At 46.1% G+C, this 24,710-nt stretch carries 23 protein-coding genes and 1 other RNA gene; 21 read left to right on the forward strand and 3 right to left on the reverse strand.

All coding sequences use genetic code 11. The annotated features are described in order from the left end of the window. The first annotated feature begins 41 nt into the window (after positions 1 to 41). From era to rnpB, 13 genes are all read left to right on the forward strand, one after another. Entirely contained in the window at positions 42 to 944 is a 903-nt protein-coding gene (era, locus tag G9G53_RS16165; RefSeq protein ID WP_029517791.1) for a GTPase Era, read from the forward strand. Positions 945 to 1,452: 508 nt separating this feature from the next. Then, positions 1,453 to 1,590 (forward strand): YqzL family protein, encoded by a 138-nt coding sequence (locus G9G53_RS16170; RefSeq protein ID WP_080658633.1) that lies wholly within the window; start codon positions 1,453 to 1,455, stop codon positions 1,588 to 1,590. A gap of 42 nt (positions 1,591 to 1,632) precedes the next feature. Beyond that, a complete protein-coding gene (gene recO / locus G9G53_RS16175) occupies positions 1,633 to 2,385 on the forward strand; it encodes a DNA repair protein RecO (RefSeq protein WP_013311133.1) in 753 nt (250 codons plus the stop codon). A gap of 404 nt (positions 2,386 to 2,789) precedes the next feature. Then, the gene (gene glyQ / locus G9G53_RS16180) at positions 2,790 to 3,677 is read left to right on the forward strand and encodes a glycine--tRNA ligase subunit alpha (protein WP_023989480.1); all 888 of its coding nucleotides are present in this window, start codon (positions 2,790 to 2,792) and stop codon (positions 3,675 to 3,677) included. Next, a complete protein-coding gene (gene glyS, locus G9G53_RS16185; RefSeq protein WP_165149036.1) occupies positions 3,670 to 5,745 on the forward strand; it encodes a glycine--tRNA ligase subunit beta in 2,076 nt (691 codons plus the stop codon). The genes glyQ and glyS overlap by 8 nt, the downstream gene beginning before the upstream one ends. 115 nt (positions 5,746 to 5,860) lie before the next feature. Continuing rightward, positions 5,861 to 6,337 (forward strand): YaiI/YqxD family protein, encoded by a 477-nt coding sequence (locus G9G53_RS16190; RefSeq protein ID WP_029517787.1) that lies wholly within the window; start codon positions 5,861 to 5,863, stop codon positions 6,335 to 6,337. After that, positions 6,330 to 8,204 carry a DNA primase gene (gene dnaG, locus G9G53_RS16195; RefSeq protein ID WP_029517786.1) on the forward strand — a complete coding sequence of 625 codons (1,875 nt, stop codon included), beginning with the start codon at positions 6,330 to 6,332 and terminating at the stop codon, positions 8,202 to 8,204. The genes G9G53_RS16190 and dnaG overlap by 8 nt, the downstream gene beginning before the upstream one ends. A gap of 43 nt (positions 8,205 to 8,247) precedes the next feature. After that, complete coding sequence (gene rpoD / locus G9G53_RS16200) at positions 8,248 to 9,381, forward strand: RNA polymerase sigma factor RpoD (protein ID WP_007431230.1); 1,134 nt, start codon at positions 8,248 to 8,250, stop codon at positions 9,379 to 9,381. A gap of 87 nt (positions 9,382 to 9,468) precedes the next feature. Then, positions 9,469 to 10,308, forward strand: a complete 840-nt coding sequence (locus tag G9G53_RS16205) for a hypothetical protein (RefSeq protein WP_165149039.1) — start codon at positions 9,469 to 9,471, stop codon at positions 10,306 to 10,308. Continuing rightward, on the forward strand, positions 10,305 to 11,066 hold the full coding sequence (locus G9G53_RS16210) for a tRNA (adenine(22)-N(1))-methyltransferase (RefSeq protein WP_029517784.1): 762 nt from the start codon (positions 10,305 to 10,307) through the stop codon (positions 11,064 to 11,066). Before G9G53_RS16205 ends, G9G53_RS16210 begins: the two co-directional genes overlap by 4 nt. After that, positions 11,042 to 12,157 carry a Nif3-like dinuclear metal center hexameric protein gene (locus tag G9G53_RS16215; protein ID WP_165149059.1) on the forward strand — a complete coding sequence of 372 codons (1,116 nt, stop codon included), beginning with the start codon at positions 11,042 to 11,044 and terminating at the stop codon, positions 12,155 to 12,157. The genes G9G53_RS16210 and G9G53_RS16215 overlap by 25 nt, the downstream gene beginning before the upstream one ends. A 61-nt stretch (positions 12,158 to 12,218) precedes the next feature. Beyond that, positions 12,219 to 12,785 (forward strand): flavin reductase family protein, encoded by a 567-nt coding sequence (locus G9G53_RS16220; protein ID WP_029517782.1) that lies wholly within the window; start codon positions 12,219 to 12,221, stop codon positions 12,783 to 12,785. A 79-nt stretch (positions 12,786 to 12,864) separates the two neighbouring features. Beyond that, positions 12,865 to 13,263, forward strand: an RNA gene (gene rnpB / locus G9G53_RS16225) — RNase P RNA component class A. Between the two features lie 458 nt (positions 13,264 to 13,721). Here the strand turns inward: rnpB and G9G53_RS16230 are convergent. Then, positions 13,722 to 14,942 carry an aminotransferase-like domain-containing protein gene (locus tag G9G53_RS16230; protein ID WP_165149062.1) on the reverse strand — a complete coding sequence of 407 codons (1,221 nt, stop codon included), beginning with the start codon at positions 14,940 to 14,942 and terminating at the stop codon, positions 13,722 to 13,724. Positions 14,943 to 15,058: 116 nt separating this feature from the next. On the opposite strand from G9G53_RS16230, the gene pdxR reads away from it, so the two are divergent. Both pdxR and G9G53_RS16240 read left to right on the forward strand, forming a co-directional pair. Then, positions 15,059 to 16,534 (forward strand): MocR-like pyridoxine biosynthesis transcription factor PdxR, encoded by a 1,476-nt coding sequence (gene pdxR, locus G9G53_RS16235; RefSeq protein WP_165149065.1) that lies wholly within the window; start codon positions 15,059 to 15,061, stop codon positions 16,532 to 16,534. A gap of 88 nt (positions 16,535 to 16,622) precedes the next feature. Then, the gene (locus G9G53_RS16240; RefSeq protein ID WP_165149068.1) at positions 16,623 to 16,853 is read left to right on the forward strand and encodes a hypothetical protein; all 231 of its coding nucleotides are present in this window, start codon (positions 16,623 to 16,625) and stop codon (positions 16,851 to 16,853) included. A 57-nt stretch (positions 16,854 to 16,910) separates the two neighbouring features. Here the strand turns inward: G9G53_RS16240 and G9G53_RS16245 are convergent, their stop codons facing one another. After that, complete coding sequence (locus tag G9G53_RS16245) at positions 16,911 to 18,791, reverse strand: S8 family peptidase (protein ID WP_165149071.1); 1,881 nt, start codon at positions 18,789 to 18,791, stop codon at positions 16,911 to 16,913. Between the two features lie 186 nt (positions 18,792 to 18,977). Here G9G53_RS16245 and G9G53_RS16250 point away from each other — a divergent pair, with 186 nt between their 5' ends. From G9G53_RS16250 to thiI, 6 genes are all read left to right on the forward strand, one after another. Then, positions 18,978 to 19,484, forward strand: a complete 507-nt coding sequence (locus tag G9G53_RS16250; protein WP_029517778.1) for a YpuI family protein — start codon at positions 18,978 to 18,980, stop codon at positions 19,482 to 19,484. A 187-nt stretch (positions 19,485 to 19,671) separates the two neighbouring features. Next, complete coding sequence (locus tag G9G53_RS16255; protein ID WP_029517777.1) at positions 19,672 to 19,899, forward strand: DUF1540 domain-containing protein; 228 nt, start codon at positions 19,672 to 19,674, stop codon at positions 19,897 to 19,899. A 44-nt stretch (positions 19,900 to 19,943) separates the two neighbouring features. Next, a complete protein-coding gene (locus G9G53_RS16260) occupies positions 19,944 to 20,336 on the forward strand; it encodes a hypothetical protein (protein ID WP_029517776.1) in 393 nt (130 codons plus the stop codon). A gap of 222 nt (positions 20,337 to 20,558) precedes the next feature. Continuing rightward, positions 20,559 to 21,251, forward strand: coding sequence for a lytic transglycosylase domain-containing protein (locus G9G53_RS16265; RefSeq protein WP_165149074.1), 693 nt, complete (start codon positions 20,559 to 20,561; stop codon positions 21,249 to 21,251). Positions 21,252 to 21,408: 157 nt separating this feature from the next. Beyond that, complete coding sequence (locus tag G9G53_RS16270) at positions 21,409 to 22,557, forward strand: cysteine desulfurase family protein (RefSeq protein ID WP_165149077.1); 1,149 nt, start codon at positions 21,409 to 21,411, stop codon at positions 22,555 to 22,557. A gap of 1 nt (position 22,558) precedes the next feature. After that, complete coding sequence (thiI, locus tag G9G53_RS16275) at positions 22,559 to 23,785, forward strand: tRNA uracil 4-sulfurtransferase ThiI (protein WP_069010273.1); 1,227 nt, start codon at positions 22,559 to 22,561, stop codon at positions 23,783 to 23,785. A 73-nt stretch (positions 23,786 to 23,858) separates the two neighbouring features. Here the strand turns inward: thiI and G9G53_RS16280 are convergent, their stop codons facing one another. After that, a complete protein-coding gene (locus G9G53_RS16280) occupies positions 23,859 to 24,554 on the reverse strand; it encodes a TerC family protein (RefSeq protein ID WP_165149080.1) in 696 nt (231 codons plus the stop codon). Positions 24,555 to 24,710 lie beyond the last annotated feature (156 nt).

Genomic DNA, 24,710 nt, shown 5'->3' on the forward strand with positions numbered 1-24,710 from the left:
CCCAAATAAAATAGGTGCTTAATCGCGCTGGAGGAAATGAAATGGCTAAGAAACACTTTAAATCAGGCTTTGTCGCAATTGTTGGCAGACCTAATGTCGGAAAATCAACACTGATGAACCACGTCATTGGGCAGAAGATCGCCATTATGTCAGACAAGCCACAAACTACACGCAACAAAATTCACGGCGTATTTACTACAGAGGACACGCAAATTGTATTTTTGGATACACCCGGGATTCATAAGCGTCAGTCAAAATTAGGCGATTACATGAATCAGACTGCTTTTAATACGTTGGGTGAAGTAGAAGCGGTACTTTTTCTTATTGACGCTGCTGAAGGTCTAGGCGGTGGCGACCGTTTTATTGCGGAACAGCTTAAACAAGTAAAAACGCCAGTTATTTTGGTGCTGAATAAAATTGATCGTATTGAGCCAGAAGCATTGTTACCCCTGATTGAGCAGTATCGCAAGTTGTACGACTTTGCAGAAATCGTACCCATCTCGGCCAAAATGGGCAACAATGTAAACACCCTGCTGGAGCAGGTGCAAAAATACTTACCAGAAGGTCCGCAATATTATCCGGATGATCAAATTACCGATCATCCAGAACAGTTTGTCATTGCCGAGCTGGTGCGTGAAAAAATTCTGCATATGACACGTGAGGAAGTACCCCATTCTATTGCGGTTATGATTGAAGATATGAAAGTGCAGGATAATGGTGTAGTGCATATTATGGCTGTTATTTTTGTAGAACGTGACTCCCAGAAGGGGATTATTATCGGCAAACAGGGAGCCATGCTCAAAGAAGTGGGCAAACAGGCACGCCAGGATATCCAAAACCTGTTAGGCTCCAAGATTTTTCTGGAACTTTGGGTTAAGGTCAAAAAAGACTGGCGCAACCAGGAACGCGTCCTTCGTGACCTTGGCTTTCATCGCGACGCTTAAAAACAGAACTCGATTCTACGTCACTTTAGTTCAAGGGTTTATTGAGGTTAAAAATTGATATTAAATAAATATGTATAGTTGTAGTAAGCATCATAAAAAAGCCGTCCCGATCTCTTGGCTGAGATAGTAATAGTCTCCTGATCATTTAAAGCGCCGCGTATGTGCGGCGCTTAACTTCTTGCTCTTTTTATCCTTTTCTTCCAGCGATGAAATAGGTGTGCTTTAAAAAAGGCCTTGTATGCACGATGTAGCGGAGCGAAGGATTTGAATCTGAAGAAGCGATAGCGTTCGCCTTTACCCCCGAATTTAACCCTTTGTATGTTTTACATTCAAATAAATTCGGGGGTAACAGCGATCGTAAGATCAAATCATTTGCGAAGCGTATTCCATTCTACATACAGCAGCCTTTTTTAACGCAATCCATTTATTTCATCGCATACTTCCCTTCTCTTCGCATCATCCTAATTTTGAGATGCAAACGTCATTTCCGAAGAGAGGATGAATACGATTGCGAGATTTTTCGTGGAAGTATTTTGCGATGACTGGAGATGTCGGTGCGTATCTGTTATACCGGGAGAGCGCCATGACAAGGGAGCAAGATACGGATGAAGGAGAGTCGGACGAGCATGAAGAAGCCCGTGAATAGTACAAGCCACTGGCTTCTTCGCGAATGTTTGGGGGAAGAGGCATGCTTTACAGGGTGGAAGGAATCGTCATCCGCAGCATGGATTACGGTGAGGGGAACAAAATTATTACGCTTTGCACCGAAAGCGGAGGTAAAGCAGGCGTGCTGGTCAGAGGTGCAAAAAAGTCCAAAAGCCGTCACGCTGCTTTAACGCAGCCGTTTACGTACGGTGAATTCGTTTTTTTTCGAAACACAGGCTTAGGCACGTTGAATGCCGGTGAAATCATCCAATCCCACCATACATTACGCGAGGATATTACTAAGGCTGCTTACGCTTCTTATGCTTGTGAATTACTCGATCGGGTGTTACAGGATGAGGAAACAGGTGCGTTCTGGTTTAAGCAGCTAAAAGCATGTTTGGAGGCGCTGGAGAGTGGCAAAGATCCGCTGATCGTCATGAGTATTTATGAATTTAAAATATTGCAGGCGGCCGGATATGCTCCTCAGCTTGATGCATGTATTTCAAGTGGTCAACAATGTGCTGATGAGGATATGTTCGTCAGTCCGAGGCTGGGCGGAGTTTTGTGTCGGAGCTACAAGCATTTTGATCCAGCTGCATTAAGCGTGACTCCACGTACACTGAAGTTGCTGCGCTTGTTCGCCAGAATGGATTTGAATCGGCTCGGCAACATTGACGTGAAGGACTCCACTAAGCTGGAGATCAAACATGTCATGCGTCAGTTCATGGATATGCAGTTGGAGGTCAAGCTAAAATCCCGCAATTTTTTGGATCAGCTCGACAAGTACGATATGTGAAACGCCCTATTCTCTTGACTGTATTGCTGAAACCGTGTAATATCCTACTATATATCTCCTTCGGGAGCAGATGCATTGAACGAGAAAGTAGCGGGATGTATTCTCTGTTATTAGCGAGTTGGGGACGGTGTAAGCCCAGCGGGAATTCTTCGTGAACAAGGCACTCGGGAGCGTCTGATTGGACACGGAAAAGAGGATTACGATCTGATTGGTGATATAGGATCGCAATCAAGTAGGGTGGAACCGCGGGAGTCAGCTCTCGTCCCTACGTCTGTACAGGCGTAGAGGCGGGGGCTTTTTGCTGTCTCTAACAAGGCTCTTGAGATAAAATAGCCCTGTACATACGAGCTTAAATGAGAAGAAATCACCAACATTTGAGGGAATTGGAAAGGGAGCGTGTACCAATGAATTTTCAGCAGATGATTTTAACACTGCAACAATTTTGGGCTGAACACAACTGTATTATTGTACAGCCGTATGACACGGAAAAAGGGGCAGGCACGATGAACCCGATGACGTATTTACGTTCGATCGGACCTGAGCCGTGGAATGTAGCTTATGTTGAGCCTTCTCGTCGTCCGTCAGACGGACGTTATGGTGAGAACCCAAATCGCCTGTATCAGCATCATCAGTTCCAAGTAGTTTTGAAGCCTTCGCCGGATAACATTCAGGAATTGTATTTGGAGAGTTTGAGCCGTTTAGGCATTAACCCTCTGGAGCATGATATTCGTTTCGTTGAAGACAACTGGGAAGCACCGACGTTGGGAGCGTGGGGCTTAGGTTGGGAAGTATGGCTGGACGGTATGGAAATTACCCAGTTTACCTATTTCCAGCAAGTGGGCGGTATTGATGCCAGTCCGGTTGCCGTAGAAATCACGTACGGTATGGAGCGTCTTGCTTCCTACATCCAGGACAAGGAGAATGTGTTCGATTTGGAGTGGGTCAACGGAATCACGTACGGTGATGTCTTCCACCAGCCTGAATTTGAGCATTCCAAGTATACGTTCGAAGTATCTGACGTCAAAATGCTCTTTACTCTTTTCAATATGTACGAAGAAGAGGCAAATAAAGCGATGGCGCAGCATCTTGTATTTCCAGCCTATGATTATGTGCTGAAATGTTCTCATGCGTTCAACTTGCTGGACGCTCGCGGAGCGATCAGTGTGACGGAACGGACTGGGTTTATTATACGAGTGCGTAATTTGGCGCGTCAGGTGGCTGCGACCTATCTGGAGGAGCGCGAGAAGCTGGGCTTCCCGCTGTTGAAGAAAGGAGGTGCGGCAAATGTCTAAGGATTTATTGTTTGAGATCGGATTGGAAGAAGTCCCTGCACGTTTTATCCCGAATGCGATTCAGCAGTTGAAGCAGCGTATGACGGCGTGGCTTGACAGCTCGCGTATTGCTTATGGTGCTGTAGAGGCTTATGCTACACCTCGCCGTTTGGCGGTACTTGTGAAGGAAGTAGCGGAGAAGCAAGAAGATATTAACGAAGAGGTTAAAGGTCCTTCCCGCAAAATCGCACTAGACGAAGCTGGTAACTGGAGCAAGGCTGCACTGGGCTTTGCTCGCAGCCAAGGTGTTGATCCTGAACAGTTCACGTTCAAGGAGCTTGGAGGCGTGGAATATATTTACGCAACTAAGAGCAGCATAGGTGTTCCAACGGCGGATGTACTGTCCGAAGGTTTATTGCACATTTTACATGCCATGACATTCCCAAAATTTATGCGCTGGGCGAGTTATGACTTTAAATTTGTTCGTCCGATCCGCTGGTTGATTGCCTTGTTTGGTAACGATATTGTTAATTTGGAGATTGCCGGCGTGCAGTCAGGAAATGTGACAAGAGGGCATCGTTTCCTGGGACAGGATGCCGTAGTAGAAAGTCCAGCCGACTATGTTGAAGTGCTTCGCAAGCAGCATGTCATTGTGGACATTGAGGAACGTCAATCGCTTATCGTGAAGCAGATTGAAGCGCTGGCTGCCGAAAAAGATTGGACGATTGCGGTAAAAGATGATTTGCTGGAAGAAGTGCTGTATTTGGTGGAAACCCCAACAGTACTGTTCGGAGGTTTTGATCCTGCGTTCCTGAACATTCCGAAGGATGTACTCATTACTTCCATGCGTGAACATCAACGCTATTTTCCAGTGCTGGATCGCACAGGAGAGCTACTGCCATATTTTGTTACGGTACGTAACGGAGGAAGTCAATCGCTGGAAGTCATTGCTAAAGGGAATGAAAAAGTATTGCGTGCGCGGCTGTCTGATGCCAAATTCTTTTATGAAGAAGATCAGAAGCTGGAAATTAAGGATGCACTCTCCAAACTGGAAAGTATCATCTTCCACGAAGAGCTGGGAACGGTTGGAGACAAAGTGCGCCGGATCCGCCGTATTGCTGATGCTCTGGCAGAGAAGCTTCGCGTTTCTCCAGATACACAGGAATCGGTTAGTCGAGCAGCGGATATTTGTAAATTTGACCTGGTAACACAAATGGTATATGAGTTCCCGGAACTGCAAGGTGTGATGGGTGAGGATTATGCTCGTAAGGCTGGAGAGAAGGAAGAAGTGGCAAGAGCGGTGTTTGAGCATTACCAGCCGCGTTATGCAGGAGAAACGGTTCCTTCAACGAATGCTGGAGCGATTGTAAGTATCGCAGACAAGATAGATACTATTACAGGCTGCTTCTCCATCGGTATTATTCCAACAGGTTCACAGGACCCTTACGCGCTTCGTCGCCAGGCAGCAGGTATTGTGCAGATTTTGTTGGATCGTAAGCTTTCAGCTACGTTGTCTGATGTGTTCAATATCGCGCTCGATGTGCACGGCAATCTTGGAAATATGAAACGTTCCGCGGATGAAATACGTAAAGAATTACATGAGTTTTTTGGATTACGCGTGAAGAAACTATTGTCTGAGACACTTCGTTATGACGTTGTGGATGCTGTGCTTGCAGCTGGATATGACGACGTTGCTTCCGTTGTTAACCGTGGAGCTGCGTTAATGACTGCCGTACAAACAGGTGAGGTATTCAAAGCAACAGTTGAGTCCTTTAATCGTGTAGGTAATCTGGCTGCTAAAGCAGTGCATAAATCAGTTAATACGGGTGAGTTTACGGAACAAGGCGAAAAAACGCTTTACGAAGCATGGTATAGCGCTTATGAATCTTACAGCGTAGCTTTACAGGAAGGTGATGCGACACGGGCGTTAGCGCTAGCTTCATCCATTACCCCTGCGGTAACGGCGTTCTTTGATTCCGTTATGGTTATGGCTGAGGATGACGCTGTTCGTAATAATCGTTTGGCATTGCTGGCTGTTATTGACTCAGAACTGAAGTGTTTTGCCGATTTTTCCAAGCTTGTAGTTTAAACGTCAGTTGTGGTAGTATGAACAACTTGAAAAAATGGGTATAAATATACGGAACGGTGTAAGAGTAATCTTGCAGCCGTTCCGTATTTTACTCGAATGCGGATGGGGGATGCTTATGGGGGGAACCGGAACTTTACTGGGTGTGAGGATCGTTGTTGACGGGGACGCTTGTCCTGTTAAAAGTGAAATTGCGGAGATAGCTTCCCGTTTTCATATTGAGGTTATTATGGTATCTTCATATGATCATCTCATTCAGGGCAGCAAAGGTGTAAGCGTCGTTAAAGTAGACCGAAGCGACCAAAGTGCCGATCTCTATATTGCCAATCATATCCGCCGCGGAGATATTGTAACCACCAATGATTATGGTCTTGCTGCACTTGCCTTGGCAAAAGGTTGTGAAGTGATGTCTTTTCGCGGAGCTATGTATCGAAACGATTCGATAGATTTCATGCTTGACCGACGTCATACTTCTGCCAAAGAACGGAAAAAAGGACGTTATGGAAAAGGCCCTAAACCGTTTTCATTAGAGGATCGTGAAGTTTTTCAACATAAACTGACAAAACTTTTACTTCGCTTGCAGGAGAATGAGTAACGGTATCGAATTATATTTACGTGCTAAAGAGATGAAGGTGGTTAATATGAGTGCCGGACAAGGTAACATACCGGACGATATCATTGAGTCAGTTTTACAACATCATGATATTGTAGATACGGTAAGCAAGTACGTGCATTTGACCAAGCAGGGGAAATATATGAAAGGCCTCTGTCCTTTTCATTCCGAAAAAACCCCTTCATTCACCGTGACACCGGATCGTCAGATTTTTTACTGCTACGGCTGCGGCGCGGGAGGCAATGCCATCAAGTTTATGATGGAAATCGAAGGACTATCCTTTCCCGAAGCTGTCAGGACAATGGCAGAAGAAAGTCATATCCCGCTCGGCGAATGGCAGGGACGTGATTCATCGCATCAGCATCCTGAGTTGGACAGGCTGTTGCAAGCGTATGAGTTAACTTCTAAGATGTACCATTTTTTGCTTAAAAATACGGAGCACGGCAAACCAGCTATGGAATACTTGCGCTCACGAGGATTCAGTGACAAGATCATTGATCAATTTCAAATTGGCTATGCACCCAACCGATGGGATACGATCGTTCAGTTTCTGGATAAGCGTTCTTTTGATCCCGTGGAGATGGAAAAGGGAGGGCTTATTTCTCCCCGGCATGAGGGTGATGGATATGTGGATCGATTCAGAGATCGTATCATGTTTCCCATTTGGAATCGCAACGGAAAAGTTATTGCCTTTGCAGGCCGTATACTTGGTGAGGGACAGCCGAAGTATTTGAATTCACCGGAGACCAAGCTATTCAATAAGAGCCGAACGCTGTACAATCTCCATCATGCTAAAACCTCAATTCGCAAGCTTCGCCAAAGTGTTCTTTTTGAAGGCTACGGTGATGTCATCTCGGCATGGGAAGCTGGCGTACAAAATGGGGTGGCCGCCATGGGCACTGCTCTAACAGAGCACCATGCTACGATGTTAAAAGGACTGTGCGACGAGGTCATTATTTGTTATGATGGTGACCGGGCAGGACAAGCTGCTGCGCTTAAAAATTTTCCGCTGTTGGAAAATGCGGGGCTTCACGTGAAAGTAGCGCTGGTCAGTGACGGTATGGACCCGGATGATTTTATCCGGCAATACGGCGGCGAACGATTCCAGCGCCAAATTATCGAAAGTGCTGTTTCAACGGTGAAATTTAAGCTTATATATCTGAAAAAAAACCATATACTGCAAGAGGAAGAAGGAAGAATCGCGTATTCCCGCGAAGCATTAAATGTCATTGCACCTCTGTCATCCCCGACCGAGCGGGAAGTGTATCTGCGCGAAGTGTCAGCCGAAGTCAAGGTGGATTTTGAAACCTTGAAGCAAGAATGCAATTTACTGCGTCAATCCCTGCAAAAAAAACAGAACTTTGGGGATAATAACGAAAATGGGTGGAATAATGGTAGGCATAAAAAAGGGCAGGTCTCCACACCTAATCTGTTGCCGGCTTACCATGTGGCTGAACGCAGACTGCTTCACTGGATGATGCAGGATTTAGAAGCTGCAGAGTATGTAGAAAAGCATCTGGGCGACGCCTTTAATATTGAGGATCATGCAGCAATTGCTGCTTATCTATATGCCTATTACGCGCAAGGGAAGTTACCGGATACAAGCCGTTTTATTTCATCTTTGCAAGACGACCGACTGGAGAAGAACGTAAGTTCGATCATGATGATGGATGCTCCAGGCGTATGGGCACCGCACATTTTGGATGATTATATTCATCAAGTGCGAAAATTTCCATTGCAGGAGCAACTGGATTTGAAGAGGGAAGAAATGAGAGCCGCTGAGCGCTTAGGTGACTTTCTGCGCGCAGCACAAATTGCAAGTGAGATTATAGCCCTAGAGAGACAATGAACACACAGAGGTCGGATGTTTCTAGGGAGGAGGGAGTCGAAAGATGGCGAATGATCAGCATACTGAACTGGAGACGGAACTAACACTGGATCAGGTTAAAGATCAACTGATTGAGTTGGGTAAAAAAAGTTCTTCTCTGAACTACAAAGATATCATGGAAAAACTATCGCCGTTTGATCAGGACCCCGAGCAAATGGATGAGTTTTATGAGCAGCTGGGTGACTTGGGGATTGAGGTTGTGAATGACAACGACGAAGAAGTTACCAGATTGCGTCAAAATGACGACCCGGAAAACAATGATGGGGATGATTTTAATTTCGATGACGATCTGAGCCTGCCTCCCGGTATTAAAATTAATGACCCAGTCCGGATGTACTTGAAAGAAATCGGTCGTGTACCGTTGCTTTCTGCTGATGATGAGGTGGAGCTTGCCAAACGGATCAATAACGGCGATGAAGAAGCTAAGCGCCGGTTGGCAGAAGCGAACTTGCGTCTGGTTGTAAGTATTGCCAAACGTTATGTTGGTCGCGGAATGCTTTTCCTGGATCTGATTCAGGAAGGTAATATGGGTTTGATTAAGGCAGTAGAAAAATTTGATTACGAAAAAGGCTTTAAATTCAGTACCTATGCAACCTGGTGGATTCGTCAGGCCATTACGCGCGCGATAGCCGATCAGGCGAGAACGATCCGTATTCCGGTGCATATGGTGGAAACGATCAACAAGCTGATTCGCGTATCGCGTCAACTGTTGCAAGAGCTGGGGCGCGAACCTACGCCCGAGGAAGTGGCTGCCGAAATGGAGCTGAGCGTGGAAAAAGTACGGGAAATTATGAAAATTGCCCAAGAACCGGTTTCATTGGAAACACCAATTGGTGAAGAGGATGACTCACATCTGGGGGATTTCATTGAGGATCAAGAAGCGTTGGCGCCTGCAGATGCGGCTGCCTATGAACTTCTAAAGGAACAGCTCGAGGATGTACTGGATACGTTAACCGAACGGGAAGAGAATGTTTTGCGTCTCCGCTTTGGTTTGGACGACGGAAGAACCAGAACCCTTGAAGAAGTGGGTAAAGTGTTTGGTGTTACACGTGAACGTATTCGTCAGATTGAGGCCAAAGCGCTACGTAAGTTGCGCCATCCAAGCCGCAGTAAGCGACTGAAGGATTTCCTCGAATAGAAGCGTTACATTGCGGACCTTCTGCGGCTTGAAGCGCGCAGGAGGTCTTTTTTTATCTCATGGCAGTCTTGGTGGAGGGGAAGAAGCTTGGACCAGGAGAAAAAGCGGGCAATACTGTTACATGAAATTGAGCATTGGCGGCGAAGTCGGCTGCTCCCTGAGCAATATTGCGATTTTTTGTCTAACCTGTATCGGGAGGACGAAGATCCGTCGCAGAGCCAGAACCGTAACAACACCGGGCTGCTTACATATCTTAGACACGGGCATGGGATCGCCTGGCTTCTTGGTTTTGTCATTATTTCCTGCATTTGTTTGATCGGTTTTTATTTTACCGCTTTTCCGTTGGCAATGCAAATATTCTCGGCGAGTGCAGTTACTACGATTTGCTATGGAGTGGCCGCATTTTGGCGGTCTTCTGAAAAGAGTATGAGCGCGATGTTGAGCACTTTAGGCAGTGCGATTATGTTGGGTTCGGGTGTATGGATCATTCAGCTCCATCAAGGTGAAGCTAAGGTTTGGTTTCTTTTGCTCGTAGGCCTATGCGGTGTGGTATGGTGTCTTGTGGGATTAACTTTGCGCAACAGCTTACTTCATTACTGTGGCATTGCTGGGCTACTTTTAGTGTACGCGATCCTTATAGGCCGCTTCTGGCCTACAGCAACTTTAGTGATGCTTGAGGCATTTTGGATTTTGCACGCAGTATTGTTGATCTGGTTAAGCTGGTGGGTACATCGCCGCTTTCCGCGTCTCGCTTTGGTTTATTTCGCTATAGGCATGACACTAGCATTCATGGCTGAAGCAGACACGTTTATCCTGCGCCATCAAGCGGCGGGAGATGTGGTGTTTTACAGCATACTGAAGTTGGCATTTGTTGTTGGAATTTTATTTTGGACTCGAAAAAAATGGATTACGTGGGTGACGTTATGAAACTTTCTCAACGATTACAATATATTATGGAACAAATACCTGCCGGGAGCAGACTTGCGGATATTGGCTCGGATCATGGACTACTCCCCGTGGCCGCAGTGCGTAGTGGCAGAGTACCGCAAGCTGTGGCGGGTGAAGTCAATGATGGACCGTTGCGTGCGGCTCAAAAGCAGGTGGCCGAAGCAGGTCTCACGGATCGCATTGCGGTTAGAAAGGGAGATGGCTTGGCTGTAATTAAGGTCGATGAAGTTGATGTTATTACGATAGCCGGGATGGGTGGTGCCTTGATCGCTACCATTTTAGAGCAAGGGAAAGACAAGCTTGTTTCAGTGAAACAACTTGTTCTACAGCCTAACGTAGGAGAGGATATCTTACGCCGTTGGCTCATCGAACATCAATGGGTACTAACAAGTGAACATATTATGGAAGAAGACGGGAAAATATATGAGATTCTGACGGCAGTACCTGATTCGGTAAGCCCACTGAAACAGGATGCGCTGTATCAACCATGGAAAATTCCCGATAGTTCGCTGGTACTGACACCGGATTTGTTGATGCAACTCGGACCACTATTGGTCAAAGCACCGAATGAAATCTTTTTTTATAAATGGAAATTGGAGATTCGCAAGCTTGAGGATGTGCTGGCACAAGTGGCACGATCAGATCAGGAATCCGCACAGCATAAGCGGGAGCAATTGCGCAAGCAAATTGAACAGCTAGAGGAGGTACTTGCATGTTTGCCAAAGGACAGACAGTAATTAGCTATATGGAGCAGCTGGCTCCGAAATACTTGGCAGTTCCGGACGATAGAATCGGGCTTCAGCTGGGTAGTCTGCAAAAGGAAATCAAAAGCATATTAGTAGCCCTAGATGTTAATGATGAGGTTGTCGAAGAGGCACTCCGCATAAAAGCTGACCTCATTATTGCGCATCATGCGATTATATTCCGCCCACTTAAAGCTTTGAACACAGATCAGCCTGCGGGTAGATTGTATGAAAAACTGATCAAGAATGATATTGCTGTCTACATCAGTCATACGAATCTGGATACAGCTGAGGACGGCATGAATGACTGGATGGCAGAAGCACTGGGTATTCAAAGTGAAGGTACGCTTGAGGATGTTCACACCGAGCAATTATTCAAGCTTGTTGTTTTCGTACCCAAAACACATCATCAACGGGTACTGGATGCCATACTGGGGGCGGGAGCTGGACATATCGGCAACTACAGCCATTGCAGCTTTAACATTGACGGCTATGGAACTTTTGTGCCGGGTGAAGGCACACAGCCGTTTTTGGGTGAGCAGGGTAAAATGGAACGTAGTGAAGAGGTTCGTATTGAGACCATTGTACCGCAGGGTGTACGCAATAAAGTTGTTCAAGCGATGCTGAAGGCTCATCCTTATGAAGAGGTGGCTTATGACCTGTATCACATGGATTTGCAGGGCCGTTCCTTTGGTTTGGGACGGGTGGGCAAGCTTAAGGAAACTCGCACGCTACGGGAGTTTGTCGATGTTGTGAAAAATGGCCTCAACGTGGAGCATGTACGTGTGGTGGGCGACTTGGACCGTATGATCAAAAAGGCAGCCGTGCTTGGGGGCTCAGGCAGCCGCTATGTGAATAAGTCGCTTTTCAAAGGTGCTGATGTATTGGTCACAGGGGATATTGACTATCACACGGCTCACGATGCCCTGATGGCGGGGATTGCTATTATTGACCCTGGACATAATGCTGAAAAGATTATGAAGCCTAAAACCGCAGAATGGATGCGCAAACGCTTGGTAGAAGGTCGTTATTCAACGGAAGTACATGTATCTCAGGTAGAAACCGAACCTTTTCAATTTTTGTAAAATATCAACATCTATGAGAAAATGAAGATGCTCTATTATTTTTTTCGTAGGGAGAGGTTCTATGCGGACGCTGATAGCTGATTCTGCAATTCATGCCTATCCAGGCATGGTCGCTGTTGTTACTTCCCGCTATGAGGGGGAAAATAATGTAATGGCCTCAGGCTGGCATACCTATATCGGATCATCACCGGGCATGTATGGCATTTCACTGAGGAAGGAAACATATTCTCACGGACTGATCGAGAAAAGCGGAGGCTTTGGTATTCAGTTTCTGCCTGCGCACAGATCGGAATGGATTCAGGCTGTAGGTACCTTTAGTGGTAAAGATGTAGATAAGTTTCAGCAGTTTGGCATTGCATATGAGGATGGAATTTCAGTCAATGTGCCTATATTGCTGGAGGCTTATCTTGCTTATGAGTGTAAAGTCGTGGATATTCATACCTATGGAGATCATGATTGGATCGTCGGTGAAATACAGCAGACCTACCGAGATGATGAACTGTTCCTAGATGAGGACGTTCCTGATTTTAGTAAGCTTTCTATCCCGCTATACGTGGGAAGGTCTGCTTATTATGTGGCGGATGATTCATTGCAGAGAAAGGTACATCCGTTTTATTTGGGCAAGTAAACAGAGATCTATACGTTTTACAATATTTTCAGGGTTGTATCATGCGCGCGTTCCCTGTATACTATGTAATGTTGTTCGGAAAGTTTGACAGACAATCGCTGGTGGCGTAAGCCGCGAGAGGAAAGTCCGGGCTCCATAGGGCAGGATGCTGGATAACGTCCAGTCAGCGCGAGTTGAAGGATAGTGCCACAGAAATGGACCGCCGATGGCCGCTTGCGGCACAGGCAAGGATGGAACCGAGGTGTAAGAGACCCCGAGGAACGCTGGTGACTTCGTTCCTGGTAAACCCCATCTGGAGCAAGACCTAATGGGACACAGCTTCTTCGCGAAGCAGCCTTAGCCCGAGGCGTGTCTAGGTTGGTCGCTGGAGCTGGATAGCAATGTTCGGCCTAGATAGATGATTGTCGCTTGTAGTGGGAGGGTAGTTCCCGTCTGTACCACGAATAGCACAGAACCCGGCTTACGGAAAACTTTCCCCACTGCAACACCTTAAAAAGTATGAATTTAACTTTTGTAAATGACCTGTTTGCATGAAAGCCTTTAATCCAAATGTATTTATTGAATTAAAAAGGGTGTGTCATATTCCTGTGGGAATGATGGCACACCCTTTTTAACATACCGTATTTATGCAGAAATAGTGCATTTTTATAGTGCTAAATTTACTTTTGTTTGTTCTTTGCCAAAGCAGAATGAAGCCCCCAATATCATGTTGGGAGCTTCATTCGTTTTTCCATCTACTCATTCCCTTTACCATAAAAACGTGTGGGGATGAGGCACGCAGTTAGCGCAGCGGAGCATTTGAATCTGGAGAAGCGAAGCGTTCGCCTTTGCCCCCGGATTCCGACCTTTGTCGGAACTTATATAATTAGGAATCCGGGGGCAACAGCGATCGTAAGATCAAATGATTCGCGAAGCGGCCTCACTGTGTCAACTCCATCAGCGCACGCTTTTTACCACACTTTCCTCTGTGTACATCTTCAGTGCCCGATCCAATCGGTCAACTGCTTTTGGAAGCAAGGAAGGATCCGTATGCGTGAAGTTGATTCGCATATGGTTGCTGCCACTTAGGTCAGCATAGAAGACTTGTCCAGGCACAAATGCCACTCCTTCCTGAATTGCGAGTTGCAACAACCGATCAGAACGGAATCCCTCGGGTAAAGTAACCCACATAAACATACCGCCAAGTGCATCATTCCAGGTGATTCCTTCCCATTGGCGTTCTTTCATCAGCGACGTGAGACGTAGCATACGAGTATGGTACTCAGCAGACACAGTACGAATATGTCCGTCCAAGTCAAAAAAGTCCAATAACTCATTCAAAGCACGTTGATCAATACTGCTGGAGTGCAGATCGGCAGATTGTTTGGCATTGGCGACTTTAACGACAATCGCTTGATTAGCTACCAGCCAACCAGATCGAACACCAGGAGCGACGGTTTTGGAGAATGTAGAAGTGTACATCACATGACCGTCTCCACCTAGCTGTTGATCGATTGAGAAAAGGGATGGAAAGTTAAGGTTTTCGTCAAATTTAAGACGTCCGTAAGGATCATCTTCAAAAATCAAAGTGCCGTATTTACGGCATATTTCAACAACGCCTGTTCTTCGTTCCATACTCCAAACACTTCCTGCCGGGTTGGAGAAGGTTGGGATGACATACACGAATTTAGGCTGATGTTTTTTGATCTTGGCTTCAAGATCTTCTAATCGCATACCGTTAGAGTCTGTATCTACACTTACAATGTTGGCACCATAGGAATTAAATACCTGAAGAGCTGCCAAATAAGTAGGGGACTCCACCAATACAGTATCCTGCGGATCGAGCAATACACGCGAAACCAGATCAATGGTCTGCTGTGAGCCCGTCGTCATGATGATGTTATCTCTGGTGACGGAGATGCCTTGGGATGACATGATTGCTGCAAGACGTTCCCGTAGAGGAATGTAGCCCTCGGTTAGGCCGTATTGAAGAGCGGTAGTACCGCCGAGGCGAAATACCTGCTCATAGGCTTTAGCAACAGCTTCGATGGGGAAAAAGGCATCGGCAGGAAGGCCGCCTGCCAGAGATAACACATCTGTTCCCTGTGTCAGCTTTAAAATGTCCCTTACCATGGACGAGCCCTGAGTACGAGCCATACCCGAAAATTTGTGTTCCAATCCAATCATCTCCTGTGTTCTATACTGTACTATGAAATTTGTTGTATTATATCGATAATGAAGTATAACAGTAAACGTCTAAATGTAACAGTTGATTTTTGGAGGGGACGGTTCCGATGCATATTGATCTCAGCCGCAATAGCAGTGTTAAATTATATTCACAGATTGCCAAAACATTAGCAGATCGCATCCAGTCTGGACTGTTGCCTCAGGGCACAAAGCTTCCCTCTGTCCGTCATTTGTCCAGTTTGCTTGCGGTAAGTCCCGTAACTGTAAGCAAGGCGTATGCTGAGCTGGAGTCTATTAATCTGGTTACCTGTACACAGGGAAAAGGTTGCTATGTAGCAGAGCCTTCGGTAGCTGTTCAACGTGAGGGAGCGCAGGATTTGTCATGGCAAATGTCGCTGATCGATTATTTGCCACGCGCACAGTTATGGAGAAACTTTAACCATAGCAGACAGGTTCCCTATTCTTTTCATATAGCAGCAATTCAACCGGAGCTTCTTCCTACACGCGAAATCATCGCTGATACTCAACGTCTATCCTCTGGAAATCCTGATGCAATGGCAGCATACGGTACTTTTGAAGGTGATTTAGCGCTGAGGGAAGTGTTTGTAGATCACCTGAACGAACGTGGCCTATGCACTGTTGCAGAACAGCTGCTCGTGACCAGTGGTGCCCAACAGGGCATTGACCTGGTGGCACGTACTTTTGTTGGTTCTGGAGATGTTGTCTACATGGAGGCTCCTACATATACGGGGGCCATTGATGTATTTACCAGTCGTGGTGCCAAAGTAATTATGATTCCGATGGATGAGCAGGGCATGCGGATCGATATCCTCACGCGTCTTTGTGATACTCATCCCCCAAAACTGATCTACACGATACCCACCTTTCATAATCCTACCGGAGTAACTTTAACGACGGCCAGACGCACACAATTATTGGATCTAGCTCAAAGTTATCATTGCCTCATTGTTGAGGATGATCCATTTTCTGACCTCTACTATAAAACAAAGCCGCCACTCTCTATCAAGGCACATGATCAATCCGGACATGTGATATATATCAAAAGCTTTAGCAAAACCGTTGCTCCCGGCTGCCGTATAGCTTGTGTAGCGGCCACTGGCAGTGTAATGGATCGTTTGGTGGCTGCCAAGTCTACTACGGATTTGGGGAGCCCTCTATTAACGCAAAAAGCGCTATTGCCCTTTATCAGGAACCGTCTTGATCGACATCTTGTCTGGTTGCGGGAACAAATGCGGGATCGGTTGACAGTCGCATTGTATACGCTCCAGCGCTATGCTCCGCCAGAGGTTAGCTGGTATGCTCCCGAAGGCGGCTTAAATGTGTGGATTAAGCTTCCTCCTAATGTTGATATTCCAGAATTGGAGCGGCTGGCTGACCGAGAAGGCGTTTCCTTTTTACCTGGTGCAGTGTGCTATGCAGGTGGTATGGACAGTAATCATATCCGTATTTCTTTTTCGTATGCGGACAAGGAAACACTTAAAACAGGTCTTCACAAACTGTGCCGTTTGTTGGGCGAACTGCTTGATCATTCGGTCATTGTTGAACGGAAGCCTATTTTATAAGGGATATTTGTATTAGGGGGTAAACATCCAAGCACAGCACATGCCTTCTTAATATGCTGTACTAATTCACCGAAAGGAGTTGCACATTATGAGTCATTGCCCTTACGAACCGATCGTGTGCCCGCCGATCCAATTTGTAAATCATCAATTTTTCCCACAAGTCGTGCCTGTGGTTCATCCAATTGAAATTGTTAATCAGCCGCACATTGTACCTGTACCACATCACGTATTTCCGGTGAGTATAAAGGATCCTGGAGAACCTTGCTGTCATACTCGCAGTCATAGCAAGCGTCCTGTTCGCAGCAGTTCCAAGCGTTAATAAAGCCCAAAAAAGCAGCCATGGAGCAACATGGCTGCTTTTTTCCAATAAGGAATCTTACGTTTCCAGTTTCTTTAAAATAGATTTTAACTTGTCACTTAAATGCTGTGGATAGAATTGCAAAGGAACATATGGACGTTGTGCTGCTTTCAACGCTTTATACACATCAATTTGACCATACCCGAAATATTTGTCATGCCCTGGTGTGCCCAAGTCAATTACGCTGCTTCTCATTAAATCCATAACCTCTTTGTTGGTCAGATCGGGGTTAACGGATCGAATCAGGGCAGCAAGTGCTGATACATGGGGACTGGCCATTGAAGTGCCCGACAGTGCAGCATATTGATTCCCTGGGTACGTACTGGCAATACTTGCACCTGGAGCCATGACGTCTACATAATCTCCATAGTTAGAAAAGGATGCACGGTGCATAGAAGAATCTGTAGCGGAAACGGCAAATACTTCAGGATATGCTGCTGGATAGCCAGGCCGTTCCGTATTGTCATTGCCTGTGGCTGCAATTAATACGACATCTTTATCATAGGCGTATTTGATCGCATCATGCAAAAATTCAGCTTGTGCGTAATTGCCCAGACTTAAATTGATAACCTGGGCACCGTGATCAGCTGCCCAGATAATACCTTCTGCAACCGAGTAAGTCGTGCCGGAGCCGGATTGGTCAAGTACCTTGATCGGCATGACTTTGTTGTACCATGTCATGCCAGCGACCCCCTCACCATTATTCACGAGGGCAGAAATGATGCCGGCGACGTGCGTTCCATGACCGACGTCATCATAAGGCTTTTCAGACGGGTTTACCACGTTATGACCTGAAAGGATTTGACCTTTTAGGTCGGGGTGATCCAAATCTACTCCCGTATCTACGACAGCGACAATTACGTCCTTGCTGCCTTTGCTTAATTTCCAACCTCGGTTGGTTTCAGTTGCCGGCAGATTCCATTGATAGCGGGAAAAGAGCAAATCATTGGGAATAGAGCTGTCCGCTTTGATAGGTGTGCTCTCATTGGTTAGATACATATAGTGAGGTTCCGTATAAAGCGGGTTCCACTTTCTTGAAAAATATTGCTTTAGCTCCTTAAAGTTCATCTTATCCGAATGAAATACATAGGTATAACCAAGCTTGCGGCCTGGCGCACAGTGTAAATCTGCTGCAATTTCCTGCAGTTGATGTGAATCAGGATTATGACGGAAGCGAACGACAATTTCATTTTCAAAATAATGGCTTGCATTTTCGTTGTCGTGGCCCGTCTTGACAGTAATATCGTGCAATGTGTCGGGATGTACGGATTCGATTTTGTAGCTGCCTTCTTTTGGGTAGGGAATCAAACGCAAATTTTTCCGCTGATGCTTCTCCACGTCACGCAATACTTGCTGACTGACCAAAGCAGCAACGCCGCATGTTCCGTCAGCCGATGGTTCTGCCATGACAAAATATTTACCGCCTTCAGCCTGAAATGCAGCAGATTCGTAGGATTTATTTTGCATGACGGAACGGCGAGCCGCAGCCAAGCTGCTTTTAATTTGGGGATGACTGAGCAGACGAGTTTGTGCTTTGCTGCCCGTATAGGTGTTCGTATTCCCGTCGCTTGTGTGAATCCACTGTAACGTATGAAGATGACTGTGCGATTGCTGTAGCGTGCGGGTAAATTGCCTTTTCTGATCAGCAGTTTTACCATCAAGTTCCCGCATCACGTACTGAATATCCTGCCTTGCATCCATGCGTGTGAGGGTATCCGTAGCGGACAGGTCCAAAGCCAACATTCCTTTTTTGAGCTGCTTCTCTTGCTGTGGCACCATCTTGGCCGTATATTCGGGCTGCGGTGTATGGCGGTGATCACGGGAAGGCAGCATCAGTGTGATGAGAAGCACCCCGGCAGCTGCTCCTAGCAGGGGTTTTAACCATTTTCGCCGAGACATGGGACCGTCCTCCTTGAGTATTCATAAATTTATGGTTTAGCGTGAGGAGGTTGGCATGTTTTTATACCTTTCAATGCTTATTTGTGGTAGGATAAATACTGAAAATTACAGCTCTTTCGGTTAGAAGGGACTATTTTCGGGTAACCAAATTGATGAACAAGCAACAAATAAGGGGGAGCTGCCTTGATGTCAGCAGTCAACGTACAAAAATTATGTGAGTCGGCGCAGGAGAGACTGAAAACTGCCGTGAAACGGGTGGAAACATTCCTCAATGAGCATGCTCTGCCGCAACTGGCTGCAGATGGCAATGAGGAGTCCGTGCTCTTTTACAAAGGCTTTTTGTCGGATCTCCGTCATGTCCTTGTTTTTTCCGAAGTATCTTATGAAAAGTTGGGTGTGGCTTTACGCCGTGCCAATTTTGACGTCGATTTTGCGGAAAAGGCATTGTATAACGTTTACCATGACTGCGTGAACAGCTTTTTTTATCCCAAAAATGAATCTTACGCAGAGGATGGACGTTATGCGTATACGGGGCAAGATGCTATCCGCTTCCGTAAAACGCCAGTGCCAGCCGCTCGCGAAGTGATCATGGACATTACGAAAAATTTTGAAGAATTGCGTGATGATCTGACTTATTATGAAAGTGACTATTTGACTCAGCGCCGGATGCAGACTCGCCGTACTCATGCATAAAGCATTCAACGGGGAAGATCATTTCTAATCAAAAACTAAAACAAGACAAGCAAGCCGTTTTCTACTTGCTTCCTGCCATTTTGGAGGAGGTGAAGGAAGCGGCTTTTTTCGTATGTCACCAACTGCCATATACCATAAACGCATAGGTGCGGGATAGCGGGGGGACAATGAATCCGAGGTGATGATCATGAGCCAAGAGGCCAAGCCAATCGTTAAGTGTAGCGTAGCCAATTGTCATTATTGGGGAGAAAACAACTTGTGCAAGGCAGATTTGATCATGATTGAAGTTGATGGTCATGCCGGAAAGAAATTTAAAGAAGAATATGCGGGGGAAAGCTTCAGTTCAGAAGAACGTGATAAGGCCGACACGTCAGCCGCAACCTGTTGCCACACTTTTAAACCGAAGTCCGTGTAAATTTTATTACGCGATTCATTTTGCATTTGGAGGTGCAGTTTATTATGGAAGATCATGAAAACGACAAGCATCAGAATGAAGAGCATGTTAGCCGCAAACGTGTAGATTACCCCCGTCACATTCATGAACGATCTGCCAAGCGCCGTAATGATCGTGAGGAATATGCAGCAGAGGTTGCTCCCGGCTCAGTTGTGACTCGACATGAGGTCAAGGGTGAAGAGCAAGTTATAAACAATAGTGGTCGTATTTCTGGCTATGTTGGTCTGGCTGCGGGAATTGCCTCATTGTTTATGTGGTCCATTGTACTGGGGCCTATTGCTGCAGTTTTAGGCTTTTTTGCTTATGTGAATGGCAGCAAAACGACCGGCATTTGGTCGATTGGTCTTGGGGCGCTGGCGACATTGAGTTATTTTGCTTTTATCCCGTTCGTTCGCTGACCTTGCTGGAGGAAAAAGTACAGTTTTCTTTTGTATATCCGAGAAAAATCATCTTAGTTATATAATTACATTTAAGCTGATCTATAAAGCTCCGCTGTCTTTTCGACAGAAACGGAGCTTTTTTTCATTAAAAGGTATGGAAGTACATAGTAAAAAGTTGTATCATAGCAGTAACGACAAGCTATTTGGGATATAACAACTATAGAAAGTTGGGAACACCACATGCAAATTGATCCGCGCGTGTCCAAGTCCATGTTAGACATGCAGCTGTTAAATAATATGAGTGTTACAACCCAGACGGGAACAACGGACGCTTTTTCCGGATTACTGGAACAAGTAGGTCAGTTGGAAACAGATGGTGCTGTGACTCGAGAAAATTCAAGTGATGTTACCAGAGACGAAAATGGTTTGCTTTGGCTTCAATTGGGACCTTCGAGGGGAACGGCTTCGTCATTGTATCCCGCTCCTTCCAGCACAGCAACAGACGGACCTACAACACCTACGGCATATGATGATTTGATTAACGAGGCTAGTCAGAAATACGGCGTTCCAGTAGCGTTGATTAAAGCAGTTATTGATACGGAATCTTCATTCAATCCGTCGGTCACTTCTTCGGCCGGGGCCAAAGGGCTTATGCAACTTATGGATGCTACGGCTCAAGGTCTGGGAGTCAGTGACCCGTATGATCCTGGACAAAATATTGATGCTGGAGTTCGTTATTTGTCTTATCAGATTAAACGTTTTAACGGACAAGAAAATATGGCGCTGGCTGCATATAATGCAGGTCCCGGACGGGTGCAGCGGCTTGGTGTAAGTAGTGATGAACAGTTAATGTCTGTACTGGATAAGCTTCCGCTGGAAACGCAAAGATATATTAACAAGATTCAAAATGCACGTGAAAAATATACGATCTAAGCCCTATAGCTTATAACGAAAAAAGTGCGTAATTTCAATTAGATTAGGTCCGCAGAACAGGGTCAATATGGGGAAAGGGTGTCGCTATAATGTAGCGGCCTTTCCCTGTTTTGGTCTTTTTTTGTTGCAGCAGTTGTAGGGCAGAAAGGGGAGTTTAATGAAATATTTTGATTATGCCGCGACAACTCCGCCTTTTGAAGAGGTGATTACAACCGTTGCCGAGATCATGAGACGACACTATGGCAATCCATCTTCGATGCATCGGTATGGAGAGGATGCGGATAAGTTGCTTAAGCGTTCGCGCGAAGTATGTGCTGCGGCTTTGGGAGTGTATCCATCAGAGATTGTCTTCACATCTGGGGCAACGGAAAGCAACAATCTTGCTATTAAGGGAGTAGCTTTGCAGTATCAGACCAGAGGCAAGCATATTGTTACTGTATCGACAGAACACCCGTCTGTGTATGAAGCTTGCAGACAACTGACAAATCTGGGTTTTGAGGTTACATTTTTACCTGTCGATGCAGAAGGGCATGTGAGCGCCGAACAGGTTTGTGCCGCTGTCCGTAAAGATACGATTTTAGTCAGTATTATGCATGTCAATAATGAGACGGGAAGGGTGCAACCGGTGCATGATATCGGAGCTGCGCTGAAGAAACAGTTCCCCCGTATTCTATTTCATATTGACGGTGTACAAGGGTTTGGAAAGCTGCCGGTTGATATCCGGGGCTGGCAGGCTGATCTGTACAGCCTCTCTGCGCATAAGCTGCGTGGACCTAAAGGTGCTGGACTACTATTCGTTCGGGAAGGTGTAGAGGTTTTCCCACTGCATAGTGGCGGCTCTCAGGAGCAGGGTTTTCGTGCAGGTACGGAAAATGTGCCACTGCTTGTTGGTATGTCCAAAGCGGTACGACTAGCGGGCGAACGACAAGCAGAAACAGCACGACGTATGACCGAGTGGAGAGAACGGGTGGTCGCAGAAGTGCAGACAATCCCTCAACTGCGGCTAAACAGCGGGGAGGAAGCACCGCATATTGTCCACTTTTCGTATCCGGGTATGAAGGCCGAGGTGCTGCTGCATACGCTGGAGCAACTAGGTGTGGCCGTATCCACCAAATCGGCTTGTTCTTCGAAGTTGGCCGAGCCCAGCCGGGTGCTGCAGGCGATGGGCCGCAATGAGGCAGAAGCATCTGGCGGCATTCGTATCAGCTTCGGTGACGAGCATACGGAACAGGATATTGACGAGCTTATACTTGCACTGCAACAGGCTGTAGCCAAGCTGGAATCCCTTGAAAGGTGGAAACGTTAAAATGCACTATGATATGCTGTTACTTCGCTTCGGTGAATTTACATTAAAAGGGAAGAATCGGACTCGTTTTGAAAAGGCAGTATTGAATCACGTGAAGCTGCTGCTCAAGCCGTTTCCCGGCGCTTCTTTGCGGAAGGAATTTGGACGGATTTATGTGGTACTCGGAGGAGAGCCTTATGAACAGATCATTCAAGTGTTACAAAAAGTGTTTGGCATCACGACAATAAGTCCTGTCAAAATGGCTCCTGTCGAGCTGGGTGCTATAATTGAGACCGCTGTAGCTTTGATGCGTGAGCTGAATGTGGCCGAGGGAACGACTTTCAAGGTAAATGCCCGCAGAGTGTGGAAGGAGTTTGCTCATTCCTCACAAGAGATGAACCATTTAATTGGTTCTCCTATTTTGCGAGAGTTTCAAGCGTTGAGGGTCGATGTGCATCAACCAGATATTGAGTTGCGTGTGGAAGTCAGAGAGCAGGCGGCCTATATATTCAGCGATGTTATTATGGCTGTAGGGGGCTTTCCGTTAGGAACGAACGGTAAAGCTATGCTGCTGCTGTCTGGTGGAATCGACAGCCCGGTAGCAGGATGGTCTTCCATGCGTAGGGGACTGGAAATTGAATGTGTACATTTTTATAGCTATCCGTTTACAAGTGAGCGTGCGAAAGAAAAGGTCATTGAATTGGCAAGGGTATTAGCAGGCTATGCAGGGCGGATCAAAATCCACCTTGTACCGTTTACAGAGGTGCAGACGGCCTTTACGCGCACTGGACAGGACAATCTGATTATAACGCTAATGAGACGGTCTATGCTGCGAATTGCAACGATGCTGGCTGAGCGTGAAGGAGCGCTGGCACTCGTGACGGGTGACAGTCTGGGTCAAGTTGCTAGTCAAACGTTATCCAGCATGAATGTGATTGGCCGTTCAACAGAATTACCATTGCTGCGACCTCTCGTCATGATGGATAAGCAGGAGATCACGGAAATCGCTAAGCAAATTGGCACCTACGATTTATCCATCCTTCCATATGAGGATTGCTGCACATTGTTTGTTCCTAAATCCCCAACGACCAATCCAAATTTGTGGGTTGTTCAAAAGATTGAAGCCTCTATTCGGGATTTAAATGCCTTGATTGAACAGGCTGTGGCTGCAACGGAAACGCTTGTCCTGGAGGCAGGCGGAGCTATAGAGGGGCGTAATGAGGAAGTTATACAGGAAGATTGGTTTTAAACAAAAAGGCAGACCCACTGTTATTATGGGGTCTGCCTTTTTTGATTTTAGTTAAAACAGTTTTTGAATCATTTTAAACCGCTTTTTCTCGACTGGATACTGTTTTGCGATTTTGAAGATATCCCGTGAGCAAAATACCAGCCATAACTGTAGCAATAAACAAGATACGCAGCGCAGGGTGCTCGGTAAAGTAAGGTTCCAGCTTACGTTCTTCAGTAATCATATTAGAGGCCGTATAACCAAGTACAGCCGATCCCAAATAGATAATCCAGGGGAATTTATTGATCAGTTTGATAAAAAGAGTGCTTCCCCATACCACGATTGGCACGCTGATTAACAGGCCCAGCACTACAAGTAGCAAATGCTGCTGGGCAGCGCCAGCAACAGCAATCACATTGTCCAGACCCATAGCCGCATCGGCTACAACAATCGTGCGGATAGCACCCCATAATGTTGTTCCCGCTTTGACTTCGGTATGGTCCTCCTGGTCTACGAGCAACTTATACGCAATCCAGACTAACATAATCCCCCCGATGAGTAACAACCACGGTACTTGAAGCAGCCAGAGTACCACAATGGTGGCTGCTATGCGAATAAGCAGGGCACCACCGGTGCCGTACAGAATCGCTTTTTTTTGCGTTGCAAGAGGCAGCTTTCTGGCGGCAAGTCCAATTACAATCGCATTATCCCCTGCGAGCAGAAGATCAATAAATATCACATTAAGCAGTAGCCAAAAGAACTGAAGTCCGGACATATCAATCGTTCTCATCTCCCTGATTAAACATCCTAAAATCGTTGTATGTGTTTATTTTAATACCCGTTTTCCGGAAATACGATTCATTATATGGCTGTTTGTTATTGATTTCAAGGTCTTTACTCAACGAATTTGACATCATTTTTTAATAAATGATGACTTATTTGACAA

It is taken from the genome of Paenibacillus sp. EKM206P, from assembly GCF_011066155.1.
GTDB classification, from domain to species: domain Bacteria; phylum Bacillota; class Bacilli; order Paenibacillales; family Paenibacillaceae; genus Paenibacillus; species Paenibacillus polymyxa_D.